The organism is Microbacterium galbum, assembly GCF_032464915.1.
In the GTDB taxonomy this organism is placed as follows: Bacteria; Actinomycetota; Actinomycetes; order Actinomycetales; family Microbacteriaceae; genus Microbacterium; species Microbacterium galbum.
The window spans coordinates 811,197-825,826 of the sequence record NZ_JAWDIS010000001.1; the positions used below are offsets into that span (position 1 = coordinate 811,197).

Consider the following 14,630-nt stretch of genomic DNA (forward strand, 5'->3'; position numbering starts at 1 on the left):
AACGACCATCACGCTGCGGGATGCAGGCCTCAGGGGGAATCTGACCGGGCGTCGTGACACGTGTTCACGCGCGGCGAGCAGAGACAGGATGGCGCGCTGAACATTACACCACTCTCTATACACTCGATGACATGGCATCCGCGAGGAGCGTCCCCCCGGCGGTCGTCGCGGGAGGCGCACACGACGAAGACGGCGCGAGCCCCAGCAGTCGCACGCGCTCCGTCTGGCTCCTCCAACTGGTGCTCGGCGCCAGCGTGGTCATCACCGTCCTGCTCGTCCAAGCGCTCGAGCCCTCCCTGTTCTCCCTGTGGTCGTTCTCGTCCGGCGTCGGCGTGGTCATCGCGCTCACCGCGGTCGCGATCGTCGTACCGTGGCAGCGGCTCCCTCGCGCGGCGGTGGCCGCGGTCCCCTTCGGCGACATCATCGGCATCGGGTTGCTGAGCTTCGGGACCGACCTCCGATTCGGGTTCTTCTGGGTGTTCCCCATCATCTGGATCGCCACCCACTTCGCCCTCGCATACCTCGTCTCCGCCCTCGGCACCGTCGGTGCGCTGATCGTCATCGACGCCGCCGTGAACGCCACGGGGCCCGTGACGGCTCTGCGCCTGATCGTGGTGCTCCTGTCGCTGACGTTCATCGCGATCACGTCGTTCCTCTCCGCCCGTCAGACGCGGGCGTTCAAACAGCTCCTCCGCCGCCAGGCCAGCCGACTCCAGGGCACGCTTCAGCGCGTGTCCGGTCAGGAGCGGCGCGTCTCGCAGATGCTGAACGGTCTCGACACCGGTATCGCCCGCCTCTCCGTCGACGGCGAGGTGCTCGCCCTCAACGACACGTACGTCGACCTGTACGGCGTGGAGCGGGACGAGCCCCAGCGTCCCGGCGGTGCCGTCGAGTACGCGAACCTGCGCGGCGAGCCGCTTCCGGAGTCCGAGCGGCCGTTCGCCCGCGCAGCCAGAGGCGAGCAGTTCGACGACGAGAGGGTGTGGCTCTTCGACACGCACGGCGAATGGCACGCCCTGTCCGTGTCGACCCGTCGCCTGATCTCCTCGGACGAGGCGGAGAGCACGCTGCTGATCGTGCACGACATCACCGCGCTGATCGAGTCGGAGCGCGCACGCGAACGACTCGCCGCCACCGTCTCGCACGAGCTGCGCAATCCGCTGACGGCCATCATCGGACACGCCGATCTCGCCCTCGACGACCCCGGGCTGCCCCCGAAGGTCCGAGACCAGCTGGAGGTCATCGCGGGAGCCGGCGAGCGCATGCAGGCGCTGATCTCGGAGATCCTCGCCAATTCGCGCGGTGTCTTCAAGGACCAGAGCGCCCCGGCCACCGCGGACGCGAGCCGCATCATCGCGTCGTCGCTCGCCTCCTTCCGTCCCGCCGCCGCGGCGCGTCGCGTCAACGTGATCGACGAACTGCCCCCGTCGGCCGACGTCCTCGGCGACGCCTTCCGTCTGCGCCAGGCCTTCGACAACATCCTCAGTAACGCCATCAAGTACACCCCGGCCGGCGGCACCATCCGCATCTCCGGCGAGGTGTCCCCCGACGATGTCATCCTGCGCTTCGCCGACACGGGGATCGGCATCCATCCCGATGATCTCGCCCGTGTCTTCGATCCGTATTTCCGCGCCCAGAGCGTGCGCGACAGTTCCACCCCGGGCACGGGTCTGGGAATGGGGATCATCCGCACCATCGTGGAGGACCAGGGCGGTTCGCTGTTTCTGGACAGCGAGCTCGGCGCCGGCACCACGGTGACCGTCATCCTTCCGGTGCGCAGCGAGGCGGAAGCCGCGTGATGCCCGACGACGTCCTGTCCAATCTGGGCCTGGCGCAGGCGACGGTGGCCACGCTCGGCACCGTGATGATCATCGGGCTGGGGTTCCTCCACCGGCCCTCCCGCTCCGCGTTGCTGTGGTCGCTCGCCTTCGTCCTGGCGATGACCAGCACCTGGGTCTCCGTGACCGGCGCGATCCTCGACGACGAGACCGTGCGGAGGGCCGGTCTGGGGCTCATGCTGGGCGCCCCGGCGCTGATCTGGTCGGGGTTCCGCGCGCGTCGCGGGGTCGCCTCGCTGCCGTGGATCGGCGGCCTGCAGGCCATCGTCACGGCGATCGTCTTCGTGTCCGTCGTCGATGTCAGCGCCTACGGGCTCGCGTTCCGACTCGCGTTCCTCGCTGCGGCGGTGTTCGCCGGCCTCACGCTCGCCGAGCTGCGTCGCGCGGCCGATCGGCTCGAGCGGATGGCCCTGCCCCTCACGATCGTCTCCGCGGCATTCGTCGCCCTGGGCGCCGGCATCCTCATCTCCGGGCTCTCCGCCCCCGCGACGATCGGCGACCTCGCCCTGCCGCGTGTGCTCAATGGTCTGGCGATGCTGGTCTTCCTCGTCTGCGCCACGGTGTCGCTGCTGTATTTCACGTCGGTGTCGCCCAGTGGGCGGCGGGCCGCGTCCTCGTGGCCCCACTTCGTCGTCACCGCGTCCGACCGCCTGCGCCGCGCGGCTCAGGCCCGGGAGGAGTCCTGGGCGGTCCTCACCGTCCGACTGGATGACCCTCAGCAGTTGCGCAGCGCCGCCGGCGAGAACGCCTGGATGCGACTCGTCGAGGACTTCGAGAGGGTCGTCGTCGAGACATTCCCCGCCGAAGCCGATCTGGGCCGAGAGACGCGCGGTCGGGTGGTGGTCGTCCTGGCGCGTCCGGACTCCGTCCTTCGCGAACAGGTGCGCACGGTGCTGCGACGCATCACCGAACTCGATGGATCGGCATCCGTCGGCGTCCAGCTCTCGGCGAGCGTGGGATGGGTCGCCGCGGAAATGGGCGGTTTCGACCTGCCGACCCTCATCGCGGATGCCGATCGCGCGGCCGCCGAGGCGACCCTGCAGGGCGGGGACCGCTGGCAGCGCGTGCGCGCCTGATCAGCCGCCGGATCCGGTCTCTCCGCCGCCGGCGATCGCGACGGTGAGGGTGTCACTGGCGGTCTGCTTGGCGAACTCGTTCGATGTCGGGGTGGTCTGCACCAAGAACTCGAAGGTGAACTGGAGGGTGACGAACGTCGCCTCCGCCGGCACCTCCCCGACATTGAACGTCTGCGAATAGCTGTACGGAGACAGGACGAGATAGCCCGGGGCATCGGTCTGATCGGTCTGCGCCGCCAGCGGTGAGAACGACTGCGCCGCGTTGCCGGGGACGGCCGTCATGGTGGCCCGTTGCAGGTAGACCTTCTGCCCGTCATCCGGGGAGACCGTGGTCATCATCGACAGGCTCACGGGCTTCAACGCCGTCGGCGTCCAGCGGTCCATCGACAGCGTCGACCAGTAGTCGACCGTGGCGCTGACGGCCCCCGCGGTCAACGGCCGCTGCGTCGAGCCGCTGCTCAGGTCGTTGCGGACGGGCTGCGGAGCGGAGGATGCCGTGGGCGTCGGCGAAGCCGAGGCCGTCGCCGGTCCTCCTCCCTGGGCCCACGGAGGAGCGCCGCATCCGGCGAGAGCGAACGCACCCGCGACCAGCAGTGCCGCGGCACCGACGAGCCTGCCGCGCCTCGTTGCGAGCCCCATTCGTCCTCCCCCGGATCGTTCCCTTCAGTGTAGGTGTCCGAGGACGGGTGGCTGCCGCCGGGTGTCTAAGGTATGCGCGTGCAACGCTCGTCCCCTTCGGTCCCTCGCCGTCGTGCGCCCGCCGTCTTCGCGGCCGTGGTGCTCGGCGTGTTCATCGTCGGCCTCGGCTGTGCGGTCTGGATCGGGCTTCGGGGCGCGTCGGCCGTGCAGCACCTGCGGTCGGCGCAGGCGACGGTCGGCTCTGCGACGACCGAGGTCGCCGATCCGGCGGGAGCGATCGAGCGCCTCGGCGAAGCCGCCCCCGACACCTCGGCCGCGCGCGCCCTCACCGGCGACCCGGTGTGGGGGGGCGCAGAGATCCTGCCCTGGATCGGACCGCAGCTCGCCGCTGTGAGGACCGTCGCCGCGTCGGTGGACGACGCGGCATCCACCGCCGTCCTCCCTCTCCGAGCCGCCGCCGCCGTTCTCGCACCCGGCGCCCTCCACACGCCCGATGGGGCCATCGACGTGGCGCGGATCGCGGCCGCGCGGCCCGCGGCCGCCGATGCGGCGACGCGGCTGCGGATGGCCGTCGACCGCATCGCCGAGATCGACCGCGCACCTCTCCTCGGGGCCGTGTCCAGGGCCGTCTCCTCGACCTCCGCCGCGCTGGATCGGGCGGCCACCGCCGCCGAGGCGCTGGAGCGCGCGACCACCCTCGTCCCTCGCATGCTCGGGGCCGACGGCCGACGCTCCACCCTCCTGCTCTTCCAGAACAACGCCGAGTGGCGATCCCTCGGCGGGGTGGTCGGGGCCGTGGCCCAGGTGGATGCCGATGCCGGGCGCCTCGCCCTCGTCGCTCAGGCGTCGAGCGCCGATGTCACCGCCTTCGTCGACGACCCGGTCCTTCCTCTGCCCGACGATGTGCGCGGCGTCTTCGACACGCGTCCGGCCCGGTACCTGCAGAACACCACCCAGGTTCCCGATTTCGCCGTCGGTGCCGCTGTCGCCCGTGAGATGTGGCGTCGCACGCACGGCGAAGAGGTCGATGCGGTCGTCGCGCTGGACCCGGTGACGCTGTCGTATCTGCTGCGGGCGACCGGACCCGTCACCCTCCCCACGGGCGAGGTGATCGACGGCGACGATGCCGTTCCCCTCCTCCTCGACGAGGTGTACCGCCGCTTCGCTGATCCGCGCGAACAGGACGCCTTCTTCCAGAGCGCCGCCGCCGCGGTCTTCGGGGCGCTGGCGGAAGGACGCGGCGACTCGACCGCTCTCGTCGAGGCCCTGACGCGGGCGGGCGACGAGCGCCGCCTCCTGGTGTGGAACGCGGATGCCGCCGACCAGGCCGTGCTCGACGGATCGACGCTGCAGGGCGCTCTTCCCGTGTCCGATGACACCCGCACAACGGTCGGGGTCTATCTCAACGACGGCACGGGCTCGAAGATGGACTACTACCTGCACCCCCGCACGGCGATCGGATGGTGCGCAGACGGCCTGGCGACCCTCCGGGTGAGCCTGCGCAACGACGCGCCCGAGCCCTCCACGCTCCCGCCCTACGTGACGGGTGGGGGCGAGTACGGCGTCCGTCCCGGCGACGCGCTGACCGGCGTGTACGTCTACCTTCCGCCGGGGGCCGAGGTCGTCGACAGACGCACGTCGTCCGACGGAGCCGTCGCCCCGGGCTTCGCGGGCGGTCTGCACGACGGCCGGGCCGTGGTCAAGTGGTCCGTGCAGCTGTCCCCCGGCCAGACGGGCGTCCTGGACCTCGACATCCGGATGCCGACCACCCCCCGCCTCGAGATCCTGTCCACGCCGACGCGGGATCCACGCGAGACGCCCGACGTGGGGGCGTGTCCGGCCGCTGGGTGACCCCTCTTCGGCGGCTGCGGGTGAAGTCGCGAGGCACGGGGCGTGAAAGGGAACGGGACACGCCGCACCGAGTACTCCTCCTCCGCGAGACTCCCCGGTGGAGCGGCGCGTTCCGCTTTTCGAACACCGGCTCGACCACGCCAAGCAGATGGGGCACACCATGAAGACCACGATCATCCGGGCCGTCGCGGCGCTCTCGCTCGCCGCCGCCGCTGTGCTGGCGCCCACGGCCGCCAACGCCTACACCGACCCCGCCGTGATCTCGGTGACGCCGCCCGTCGTCGCTCCGGGCGGCAGCGCGACGTTCACGACCGATCGCGAGGGCTTCGACGGTGATGAAGACGTCGCCATCTCGATCACCGGTGTGGCCGCGAAGGGCGTGGCCCTCGCGTCCATCGCGACCGAGACCAACGACTCGCTGCGGACGAAAGCCGTCGATGGCAAGATTCACGCGCAGGTTCGCTTCCCGGCGAACGCGACCGGCGTCTACTCGTTCACCTTCACCGGCACCCGCAGCGGCGTGGTCCTCCACTCGAGCGTGACCGTCACCCCGGTCGGAGCACCGAGCGCACCCGCCCAGGGCGGTCTCGCGGTCACCGGCTTCGATGTGGGCAGCACGACGGGCCTGTGGCTCACCGGCGCGGCCCTCCTGGTCGGCGGTTCGGCCGTCGGCATCGGAACCGTCATCCGCCGCCGCCGCGCCTCGAAGAGCTGACCCTCCTGACAAGAAGAGGGGGCCGTCCTCGGACGGCCCCCTCTTCGGCGTTGCCGAGCACTCAGTCGAGGGCGCCCGCACGCGATGGGGTGACCTCCGCGGTGATGAGGATCGGGAGGTGGTCGCTCTGTCCCTGGGGCAGCGTCTTGATGTGGGCGATGTCGAATCCCATCGACGTCGCGAAGTCGTAGTGCCCGCGGAAGAAGCGGTACCGCGTGTACGTCCGTGTGTCGCTGAGCGTCAGCTCGTAGCCCTGATCGCGCACCTTCTGCCCGAGGTTCTCCTTGAAGACGGGGTAGTTGTAGTCGCCGACCATCAGCACGGGCAACCCCGGGCCGAGGTTCTGCAGCTCCGTGAGCGCCGTCCGGATCTGATGGCGGCGGAGCGAGTTGAGCGCGGTCAGGGGCGCGGCGTGGAACGAGGCGACGATGACGTCTCGCCCGTGGTCGATGTCGCGCAGGCGCACGCCGAGCATCCGTTCCTCGGCCGGTTTGAGCACGTAGTCGTGAAGCGACTTCTTCAACGCGATCGCCCGGACCTCTTCGGCGCGGAACGTGTTCTCGCGGTAGTACAGCGCGAGACCGAGCCGATTGCGCTGGGTGGCATCCGCCAATCGGAGGCCGCCGATCCGCTCCGGAATGTCCGTGGAGTCGCACTCCTGCAGGCAGAGCACGTCCACCTCGTGCTGCTCGACGAGCGCGGCGAGCTCACCCGCAGCGCGGTGCTTGTTGAGGTTGTACGAGATGACCTTCATGGCGGAGCCAGCCTACGACTCGCGCCGATGCCGCTCCTGAGGGGTTGCGCAGCCGCCGTGAGGTCGATTCAGGATGCCGACTCGTCGGCGTCCCGTCGGTTCCGCGTCTGCTCCGCGCGCGCCGCGAGCAGGTCGTCGGCGGGGTATCCGACCTCGGCGAGGACGAGCCCCCGGGCCGCGAGAACCTTCGTCTCCGGGATCCGCATGCGAGCGTCGCGGATCGCCACGACGTCGTCGATCGCGATGCGCCCCTCCCCCACCGCGACGCACGCGCCCACGAGCGCGCGGACCATGCTGTGGCAGAAGGCATCGGCGCGCACGTTCGCCACGAGGACGCCGTCGTCGCCACGGTGCCAGTCGTATTCGAGGAGGGTGCGGATGGTGGTCGCCTCTTCGCGGGCCTTGCAGTAAGCGGCGAAGTCGTGGAGCCCGATGAGGCGACCGGCGGCGGCATCCATCGCCTCGACGTCGAGAGCGCTGCGAACGGTCGTCGTCCTCGAGCGATCGAGCGGGTCGTAGTCCGTTTCCGCGTCGGCCAGACGGTAGGAGTATCGACGCCACACCGCCGAGAAGCGGGCGTCGAAGCCCTCCGGCACGAGAGACGTGCGACGGACCGTGACATCCGGGTAGGCGCCGAGGACGCCGCGGACACGACCGGCCAGGGCGGCGACCGCGTCACCCTCATCGTTGTCACGACGCCGTCGCGGCAGGCGGGTGATCTGCGCGTCGTCGAGGTCGAGATGCGCCACCTGGCCGGAGGCGTGCACTCCCGCGTCGGTGCGCCCGGCCACGACGAGACGGGGCGAGCCGCCGATGATGCGTTCGAGCGCCCCTTCGAGTTCGCCCTGCACCGTCCTCAGCCGCGGTTGCCGCGCCCATCCCCGGAAATGCGTGCCGTCGTAGGCGATGTCGAGACGTATGCGCACACGTCCAGCCTACGAGCGCCGCAGCCGGGGAAACGACGGATCCCCCGGTCGGGGACGGCCGAGAAAACGACGGAGCCCCCACCCTGATGGGTGGGGGCTCCGTGCGAGCAGGAAGCTCAGGCCTTGGCGTCGTCCTGGACGGCGTCATCGGCGGCGGCCTCAGCAGCCGCGCCTTCCTCGGGCGACTCGGCGCCGGCGTCGGCGGCCTCGTCGGTCGAGGTCTCCTCGACGGCGGGCTCCTCCGCAGCGGGCTCCTCGGCGGCCGGGGCGGCAGCGGCAGGAGCCGCAGCGGCCTTCGACGACGCCTTCTTGGCGACGGGCTCGAGGACGAGCTCGATCACGGCCATGGGGGCGTTGTCGCCCTTGCGGTTGCCGACCTTGGTGATGCGGGTGTATCCGCCGTCACGCTCGGCCACCAGGGGCGCGATCTCGGTGAAGAGGGTGTGCACGACCTCCTTGTCACCGATCACGCTCAGCACGCGACGACGCGCGTGCAGGTCGCCGCGCTTGGCGAAGGTGATGAGACGCTCGGCGAGCGGACGCAGGCGCTTGGCCTTCGTCTCGGTCGTCTTGATGGACTTGTGCGTGTACAGGGCTGCCGCGAGGTTCGCGAGAAGCAGACGCTCGTGGGCCGGGCCGCCTCCGAGGCGGGGACCCTTCGTGGGCTTAGGCATGTCGTGTTACTCCAGTGAAAGGTTCGGTCGGGTCCGACCGGGGTCAGACGGTCTCTTCGTCGTAGCCGCTGTAGAACTGGGCGCCGTCGAAACCGGGCACCGAGTCCTTGAGCGACAGTCCGAGCGAGGTGAGCTTGTCGCGCACCTCGTCGACCGACTTCTGACCGAAGTTGCGGATGTTCATCAGCTGCGTCTCGGAGAGGGCGACCAGCTCCGAAACGGTGTTGATGCCCTCGCGCTTGAGGCAGTTGTACGAGCGGACGGACAGGTCGAGGTCTTCGATCGGCATCGACAGCTCGTTCGAGAGGACGGTCTCGACCGGCGCGGGGCCGATCTCGATGCCCTCGGCCTCGACGTTCAGCTCGCGAGCGAGACCGAACAGCTCGGTGAGGGTGCGGCCAGCCGAAGCGACGGCGTCGCGCGGCGCGATGGACGCCTTCGACTCGACGTCGAGGACGAGCTTGTCGAAGTCGGTGCGCTCGCCGGCACGGGTGGCGTCGACGCGGTAGCTGACCTTGAGCACCGGCGAGTAGATCGAGTCGATCGGGATCTGACCGGCCTCGGCGTACTCGTTGCGGTTCTGCGTGGCCGAGACGTAGCCGCGGCCACGCTCGATCGTCAGCTCGAGCTCGAACTTCGCGGTGTCGTTGAGCGTCGCGATGACCAGCTCGGGGTTGTGCACCTCGACACCCGCCGGAGCGGAGATGTCGGCGGCGGTGACCTCACCGGCGCCGGTCTTGCGCAGGTACGCCGTGATGGGCTCGTCGCGCTCGCTCGAGACGACCAGCTGCTTGATGTTCAGGATGATCTCGGTGACGTCTTCCTTCACGCCCGGGATGGTGCTGAACTCGTGCAGGACGCCGTCGATGCGGATGCTCGTGACGGCCGCGCCGGGGATCGACGACAGGAGGCTGCGGCGCAGCGCGTTGCCGATCGTGTAACCGAAACCGGGCTCCAGCGGCTCGATGACGAAACGGCTGCGGAACTCCCCGATCTTCTCCTCGGTCAGAGTGGGACGCTGTGCGATGAGCACTATGTGTTCCTTTCGATCACGTGCCCGCTATATGACACGTGTAATGGGGTGAGGTGTTGAGTTGTACTCGCGGGATGACGCTCGACCGCGACGGTCTCGCGGCATCCGGAAGTCTGAGTCGCGCGTGAGCGCGGCGTTCCCGGGGAGCGACGAGCACTCCCCGGGAACGGACGCGTCAGACGCGGCGGCGCTTGGGCGGACGGCAGCCGTTGTGAGCCTGCGGCGTCACGTCCTGGATCGAGCCGACCTCGAGACCCGCAGCGGTCAGCGAGCGGATCGCGGTCTCACGACCCGAACCCGGACCCTTCACGAAGACGTCGACCTTCTTGACGCCGTGCTCCTGCGCCTGGCGAGCGGCCGACTCCGCGGCCATGCCGGCGGCGTACGGCGTCGACTTGCGCGAGCCCTTGAATCCGACACCGCCGGACGAGGCCCAGCTGATGACGGCACCCGAGGGGTCCGTGATCGAAACGATGGTGTTGTTGAACGTCGACTTGATGTGGGCCTGACCCACGGCGATGTTCTTCTTCTCCTTGCGGCGCGGCTTGCGCGCGGCGGACTTGGCCTGTGCCATGTGCGTTCTCCTGAATCCTGACGCTCAGCCCGCGGCTTAGCGCGCCTTCTTCTTGCCGGCGACGGTGCGCTTGGGACCCTTGCGGGTACGCGCGTTCGTCTTCGTGCGCTGACCGCGCACCGGGAGGCCGCGGCGGTGGCGCAGGCCCTCGTAGGAACCGATCTCGACCTTGCGGCGGATGTCGGCGGCGACCTCGCGACGGAGGTCACCCTCCACCTTGTAGGTGCCTTCGATGTGGTCGCGAAGCGCGACCAGCTGGTCGTCGGTGAGGTCCTTGACGCGGATCTCCTGGCTGATGCCAGTGGCGTTCAGGATCTCGACGGAGCGGGTGCGGCCCACGCCGTAGATGTAGGTAAGTGCGATCACCACGCGCTTGTCGCGCGGGATGTCGACGCCGGCGAGACGTGCCATGCGGCTCTCCTCAGAGTGTCGTGGAGGTGTGGAGCAGGATCGGTGCTCGGGCCTCCGCCCCGAGGTGTCCCCCACCCGCCTGCGCGGGAGGGATCTGATCCTGCCGATATGTATTCAGTTGGAAAAGGTGTCGAGCTGGAAGCTCAGCCCTGGCGCTGCTTGTGGCGCGGGTTGCTCTTGCAGATCACCATCACGCGCCCGTGACGACGGATCACCTTGCAGTGGTCGCAGATGGGCTTGACGGAGGGGTTGACCTTCATGATGTTCCTGTTTCGCTGTCTTCGAGACCGCGGGTGCGGCTCGTTACTTCTCGACCGGACTCAGCGGTAGCGGTAGACGATACGACCACGGGTGAGGTCGTACGGGCTCAGCTCGACGACGACGCGGTCCTCGGGAATGATGCGGATGTAGTTCTGTCGCATCTTGCCCGAAATGGTGGCGAGCACCTTGTGACCGTTCGTCAGCTCGACACGGAACATCGCGTTGGGCAGTGCCTCGGACACCGTGCCCTCGATCTCGATGACACCGTCTTTCTTCGCCATAAACTCGCTCACGCTCAGTTGCAGACCGGCCGGTCTGCGGTGGATGGGGATTCGGTGCCTCGACACGCCAAGGAAGGCGCAACGCACCAAAGATCAAGCATACGTGGTAATACTCGCCCCGGCAACTCGCGGGGCGCGCGTCAGCCGTTCAGTCGACCGACGATGTCCTTCTGCGGATCGCCGGTGAGGTCGGACTGGTTCGACAGCACCGTCCCGTCCACGGCGATGGTCGGCGTGGCGATTCCGCTCTGCCCGGGCTGCACCGGGGTCTTCTGCGTCATCGCCGTGACGAACTTCGAGTAGGTCCCGTCGTCGATGCACGAGGTCACGGCATCCGACGCACCCGCCGACGTCGCGATCGACGCCAGTGCGGCGTTGTCGAGACCCGAGGTGTTCTCCGTGGGCTGCTGCGCGTACATCGCCTTCACGAAAGCCGGGATGTTGGAGGCGTCGTCGACCGCCACGCAGTACGCGGCATTCGCGGAACGCGTGGAGTACTGCGTCCCCTGCGATGCGCGGTCGAGGATCGAGATCGGGTGGACGTTGAGGGTGATCTCGTTGTCGGCGACGAGCTGGTCGAGTGTCGGGCCGTAGCTCTGCTCGAACTGGTTGCAGATCGGGCACATGAAGTCGACATACGTGTCGACCGTCTTCTCCCCCGCGCCGACGGAGATCGCGCCCGTCTCGGTGTTCACGGCCGACGACTGCGGAAGGGTTCCCGGCGAGGTCGCCTGACTGTTGGCGAACCAGACCACGCCACCCACGACCAGCACGACCACCACGACCGCGGCCGTGATCCCGATCGCGAACCAGTTCGTGGACTTGCGGACAGCCGCCATCATCATCAGTCGATCTCCTTCGGCACCACACCGAACGGCGCCAGTTTCTCGGCACCGCCGTCGTGAGCGGTGAGGACCCAGATGCCCCCATCATGCACCGCGACGCTATGTTCCCAGTGGGAGCCGTCGGTGCCGTCGACGGTGGACACGGTCCACCCGTCGTCCTCGACCAGGGTTGCCTGGTCTCCGATGACGACCATGGGCTCGATCGCCACAGCCAGACCGGGGCGTACTTCCGGACCGCGGTCCTCGACCGCGTAGTTGAAGATGCTGGGCGATTCGTGCATCTTGCGCCCGATCCCGTGGCCGACGTAATCGCGCAGGATGCCGTACCCGCCCTCGGGCGCGTGTTCCTCGATGTAGGACTGGATCGCGGCACCGACCTCGCCGAGGTGGGTCGCGCGGCTGAGAGCAGCGATGCCGGCCCACAGCGAACCCTCCGTGACCTCGGAGAGACGGCGGCGGGGGGCGACGAGCGCGTCCGGCGCATCGCCCGGCACGATCACCGTGAAGGCCGAGTCACCGTTCCACCCCTGGAACTCCGCACCGGCGTCGATCGACAGGATGTCGCCGGCCTGAAGAGGTCGTTCGTTCGGGATGCCGTGCACCACCTGCTCGTTGACCGATGCGCAGATGGTGTGGCGGTAGCCGCGCACCATCTGGAAGTTCGACTTCGCCCCCCGCGAGCCGATGAGACGCGCGGCCTCCGCGTCGAGCTGCAGGGTGGTCATACCGGGCTCGATGAGACGACGGACGGCATCCAGCGCGTCCGCCGTGATCAGCCCGGGCTCGATCATCGAGCGCAGCTGCGCCGGCTTCTTGTAGATCGAGGAGCGCAGTCCCACGTCAGCGAGCCGAGATGCCGCGCGCGTCGAGCGCCGCGAAGATACGAACCGTGACCTCGTCGAGGCTGCCGACACCGTCGATCTCGTCGACGATGCCGCGCGTGCCGTAGACGTCGAGGATCGGGGCGGTCTCCCGCTCGTAGATCCCCAGTCGCGTCGCGATGGCTTCTTCGGTGTCGTCTGCTCGCCCCTGCTCCGCCGCGCGCGCGGTCAGGCGCGACAACGACTCCTCGCGGGGGACCACGAGCGCGATGACCGCGTCGAGCGCCTCGTCACGCCCTTCCAGGAACTCATCGAGGTGCAGCACCTGCGCGAGGTTGCGCGGGTATCCGTCGAGGAGGAATCCCTCGGCGGCATCCTGTTGCGCAAGGCGGTCGCGCACGACCGCGCTCGTGAGCTCATCGGGGACCAGATCACCGGCGTCGATGATCGACTTCACCTGGAGGCCGAGCTCGGTGCCGTCTTTGACGTTGGCACGGAAGACGTCGCCGGTGGAGACGACGGGGATGCCCAGGGCTTCGCCGACGCGAACACCCTGCGTTCCTTTTCCGGATCCCTGCGGTCCGACGATCAGAAGACGCGCGGTCATCGCAGCAGCCCTTCGTAGTGACGCTGCTGGAGTTGCGCGTCGATCTGCTTCACCGTCTCGAGACCGACACCCACGATGATGAGGATCGAGGCCCCGCCGAACGGGAAGTTCTGGTTGGCACCGACCGTCGCGAGCGCCACCAGGGGCAGCAGCGCGATGAGGCCGAGGTAGATCGAGCCCGGGAGCGTGATGCGGGTCAGGACGTAGTCCAGGTACTCCGCCGTGGGGCGGCCCGCGCGGATGCCGGGGATGAATCCGCCGTACTTCTTCATGTTGTCGGCGACGTCGACCGGGTTGAACGTGATCGCGACGTAGAAGTAGGCGAATCCGATGATCAGGAGGAAGTAGATCAGCATGTAGAGCGGGTGGTCACCGCGCGTGAGGTACTGCGAGATCCACGTCACCCACGGCTGCGGCTCCTGGCCCGCCTGCGGCTGGTTGAACTGCGCGATGAGCGCGGGGATGTACAGCAGCGACGAGGCGAAGATCACGGGCACGACGCCGGCCATGTTCACCTTGATCGGGATGTAGGTGTTGGTACCGCCGTAGGTGCGGCGCCCGACCATGCGCTTGGCGTACTGCACCGGGATGCGCCGCTGCGACTGCTCGACGAACACGACGAGCGCCACGATGACGATGCTCACCGCCAGCACGAGGAGGAAGACCTCGACTCCGCGGGCGTTGAGGATGGAGATCATCGCACCGGGGAAGGTCGCGGCGATCGAGGTGAAGATGAGGATCGACATACCGTTGCCCACGCCACGCTCGGTGACGAGCTCGGCGAACCACATGACCAGGCCCGTACCGGCGGTCATCGTGATGATCATGAGCAGCTGCGCCCACCAGATGTCGTTGGTGAGCAGCTGCTGGCACTCGGGAACGCCGGCCGAACCGAAGAGCTGACCCGAGCGGGCGACGGTCACGAGCGTGGTCGACTGCAGCAGCGCGAGCGCGATCGTCAGGTAGCGGGTGTACTGGGTGAGCTTGGCCTGCCCTGCCTGGCCCTCTTTGTACAGCGTCTCGAAGTGCGGGATCACCACGCGCAGCAGCTGCACGATGATCGTCGCCGTGATGTACGGCATCACACCCAGCGCGAAGATCGACAGCTGGAGCAGCGCGCCACCCGAGAACAGGTTGACCAGCGAGAGCAGGCCCTCGGTGCCGCCCGACTGGTTCAGGCACTGCTGAACGTTGGGGAAGTCGACGAAGGGCGTCGGCACGTGGGCACCCAGCCGGTAGATGGCGATGATGCCCAGCGTGAAGGCGATCTTCCGCCTCAGGTCGGGCGTGCGGAAAACCCGCGCGATGGCGCTGAACAAGGGAG

At 68.7% G+C, this 14,630-nt stretch carries 17 protein-coding genes; 4 read left to right on the top strand and 13 right to left on the bottom strand.

What is annotated here, in order from left to right:
* Positions 1-131 precede the first annotated feature (131 nt).
* Together RWH45_RS03885 and RWH45_RS03890 are read left to right on the top strand one after the other, a co-directional pair.
* A complete protein-coding gene (locus tag RWH45_RS03885; protein ID WP_315993601.1) occupies positions 132-1,799 on the top strand; it encodes a sensor histidine kinase in 1,668 nt (555 codons plus the stop codon).
* Positions 1,799-2,914, top strand: a complete 1,116-nt coding sequence (locus tag RWH45_RS03890; protein WP_315993602.1) for a hypothetical protein — start codon at positions 1,799-1,801, stop codon at positions 2,912-2,914. The genes RWH45_RS03885 and RWH45_RS03890 overlap by 1 nt, the downstream gene beginning before the upstream one ends.
* Here RWH45_RS03890 and RWH45_RS03895 read toward each other — a convergent pair whose 3' ends face one another.
* Positions 2,915-3,553 carry a hypothetical protein gene (locus RWH45_RS03895; protein ID WP_315993603.1) on the bottom strand — a complete coding sequence of 213 codons (639 nt, stop codon included), beginning with the start codon at positions 3,551-3,553 and terminating at the stop codon, positions 2,915-2,917.
* A 78-nt stretch (positions 3,554-3,631) separates the two neighbouring features.
* Between RWH45_RS03895 and RWH45_RS03900 the strand changes: the two genes are divergently transcribed.
* Both RWH45_RS03900 and RWH45_RS03905 read left to right on the top strand, forming a co-directional pair.
* Entirely contained in the window at positions 3,632-5,404 is a 1,773-nt protein-coding gene (locus tag RWH45_RS03900; protein ID WP_315993604.1) for a DUF4012 domain-containing protein, read from the top strand.
* 160 nt (positions 5,405-5,564) lie between these two features.
* On the top strand, positions 5,565-6,119 hold the full coding sequence (locus RWH45_RS03905) for a cytochrome c-type biogenesis protein (protein WP_315993605.1): 555 nt from the start codon (positions 5,565-5,567) through the stop codon (positions 6,117-6,119).
* Positions 6,120-6,180: 61 nt separating this feature from the next.
* On the opposite strand, the gene RWH45_RS03910 is transcribed toward RWH45_RS03905, so the two are convergent.
* From RWH45_RS03910 to secY, 12 genes are all read right to left on the bottom strand, one after another.
* A complete protein-coding gene (locus tag RWH45_RS03910) occupies positions 6,181-6,873 on the bottom strand; it encodes an endonuclease/exonuclease/phosphatase family protein (protein ID WP_315993606.1) in 693 nt (230 codons plus the stop codon).
* Between the two features lie 68 nt (positions 6,874-6,941).
* Positions 6,942-7,799: a tRNA pseudouridine(38-40) synthase TruA gene (gene truA / locus RWH45_RS03915; RefSeq protein ID WP_315993607.1), complete on the bottom strand. Its 858-nt coding sequence runs from the start codon at positions 7,797-7,799 to the stop codon at positions 6,942-6,944.
* Positions 7,800-7,915: 116 nt separating this feature from the next.
* Complete coding sequence (gene rplQ, locus RWH45_RS03920; protein WP_315993608.1) at positions 7,916-8,473, bottom strand: 50S ribosomal protein L17; 558 nt, start codon at positions 8,471-8,473, stop codon at positions 7,916-7,918.
* Positions 8,474-8,516: 43 nt separating this feature from the next.
* Positions 8,517-9,506 carry a DNA-directed RNA polymerase subunit alpha gene (locus tag RWH45_RS03925; RefSeq protein ID WP_058230893.1) on the bottom strand — a complete coding sequence of 330 codons (990 nt, stop codon included), beginning with the start codon at positions 9,504-9,506 and terminating at the stop codon, positions 8,517-8,519.
* 175 nt (positions 9,507-9,681) lie between these two features.
* Positions 9,682-10,080 (bottom strand): 30S ribosomal protein S11, encoded by a 399-nt coding sequence (rpsK, locus tag RWH45_RS03930; protein WP_013583990.1) that lies wholly within the window; start codon positions 10,078-10,080, stop codon positions 9,682-9,684.
* A gap of 36 nt (positions 10,081-10,116) precedes the next feature.
* The gene (gene rpsM, locus RWH45_RS03935) at positions 10,117-10,491 is read right to left on the bottom strand and encodes a 30S ribosomal protein S13 (RefSeq protein WP_076673723.1); all 375 of its coding nucleotides are present in this window, start codon (positions 10,489-10,491) and stop codon (positions 10,117-10,119) included.
* 143 nt (positions 10,492-10,634) lie between these two features.
* Positions 10,635-10,751 (bottom strand): 50S ribosomal protein L36, encoded by a 117-nt coding sequence (gene rpmJ / locus RWH45_RS03940; protein ID WP_005050492.1) that lies wholly within the window; start codon positions 10,749-10,751, stop codon positions 10,635-10,637.
* Positions 10,752-10,811: 60 nt separating this feature from the next.
* Entirely contained in the window at positions 10,812-11,033 is a 222-nt protein-coding gene (infA, locus tag RWH45_RS03945) for a translation initiation factor IF-1 (RefSeq protein WP_013583992.1), read from the bottom strand.
* 140 nt (positions 11,034-11,173) lie between these two features.
* Positions 11,174-11,878, bottom strand: coding sequence for a DsbA family protein (locus RWH45_RS03950; RefSeq protein ID WP_315993609.1), 705 nt, complete (start codon positions 11,876-11,878; stop codon positions 11,174-11,176).
* Complete coding sequence (map, locus tag RWH45_RS03955) at positions 11,878-12,717, bottom strand: type I methionyl aminopeptidase (RefSeq protein ID WP_315993610.1); 840 nt, start codon at positions 12,715-12,717, stop codon at positions 11,878-11,880. Before map ends, RWH45_RS03950 begins: the two co-directional genes overlap by 1 nt.
* 1 nt (position 12,718) lies before the next feature.
* Positions 12,719-13,306, bottom strand: coding sequence for an adenylate kinase (locus RWH45_RS03960; protein ID WP_315993611.1), 588 nt, complete (start codon positions 13,304-13,306; stop codon positions 12,719-12,721).
* Complete coding sequence (gene secY, locus RWH45_RS03965; protein ID WP_315993612.1) at positions 13,303-14,625, bottom strand: preprotein translocase subunit SecY; 1,323 nt, start codon at positions 14,623-14,625, stop codon at positions 13,303-13,305. The genes RWH45_RS03960 and secY overlap by 4 nt, the downstream gene beginning before the upstream one ends.
* Positions 14,626-14,630 lie beyond the last annotated feature (5 nt).

What these genes read in the sequence shown, in the direction of transcription:
- rplQ (WP_315993608.1), bottom strand. Translation starts at nt 8,473, where the DNA reads ATGCCTAAGCCCACGAAGGGTCCCCGCCTCGGAGGCGGCCCGGCCCAC.
- RWH45_RS03895 (WP_315993603.1), bottom strand. Translation starts at nt 3,553, where the DNA reads ATGGGGCTCGCAACGAGGCGCGGCAGGCTCGTCGGTGCCGCGGCACTG.
- rpsM (WP_076673723.1), bottom strand. Translation starts at nt 10,491, where the DNA reads ATGGCACGTCTCGCCGGCGTCGACATCCCGCGCGACAAGCGCGTGGTG.
- RWH45_RS03905 (WP_315993605.1), top strand. Translation starts at nt 5,565, where the DNA reads ATGAAGACCACGATCATCCGGGCCGTCGCGGCGCTCTCGCTCGCCGCC.
- rpmJ (WP_005050492.1), bottom strand. Translation starts at nt 10,751, where the DNA reads ATGAAGGTCAACCCCTCCGTCAAGCCCATCTGCGACCACTGCAAGGTG.
- RWH45_RS03910 (WP_315993606.1), bottom strand. Translation starts at nt 6,873, where the DNA reads ATGAAGGTCATCTCGTACAACCTCAACAAGCACCGCGCTGCGGGTGAG.
- RWH45_RS03950 (WP_315993609.1), bottom strand. Translation starts at nt 11,878, where the DNA reads ATGATGATGGCGGCTGTCCGCAAGTCCACGAACTGGTTCGCGATCGGG.
- RWH45_RS03890 (WP_315993602.1), top strand. Translation starts at nt 1,799, where the DNA reads ATGCCCGACGACGTCCTGTCCAATCTGGGCCTGGCGCAGGCGACGGTG.
- RWH45_RS03885 (WP_315993601.1), top strand. Translation starts at nt 132, where the DNA reads ATGGCATCCGCGAGGAGCGTCCCCCCGGCGGTCGTCGCGGGAGGCGCA.
- rpsK (WP_013583990.1), bottom strand. Translation starts at nt 10,080, where the DNA reads ATGGCACAGGCCAAGTCCGCCGCGCGCAAGCCGCGCCGCAAGGAGAAG.
- RWH45_RS03960 (WP_315993611.1), bottom strand. Translation starts at nt 13,306, where the DNA reads ATGACCGCGCGTCTTCTGATCGTCGGACCGCAGGGATCCGGAAAAGGA.
- infA (WP_013583992.1), bottom strand. Translation starts at nt 11,033, where the DNA reads ATGGCGAAGAAAGACGGTGTCATCGAGATCGAGGGCACGGTGTCCGAG.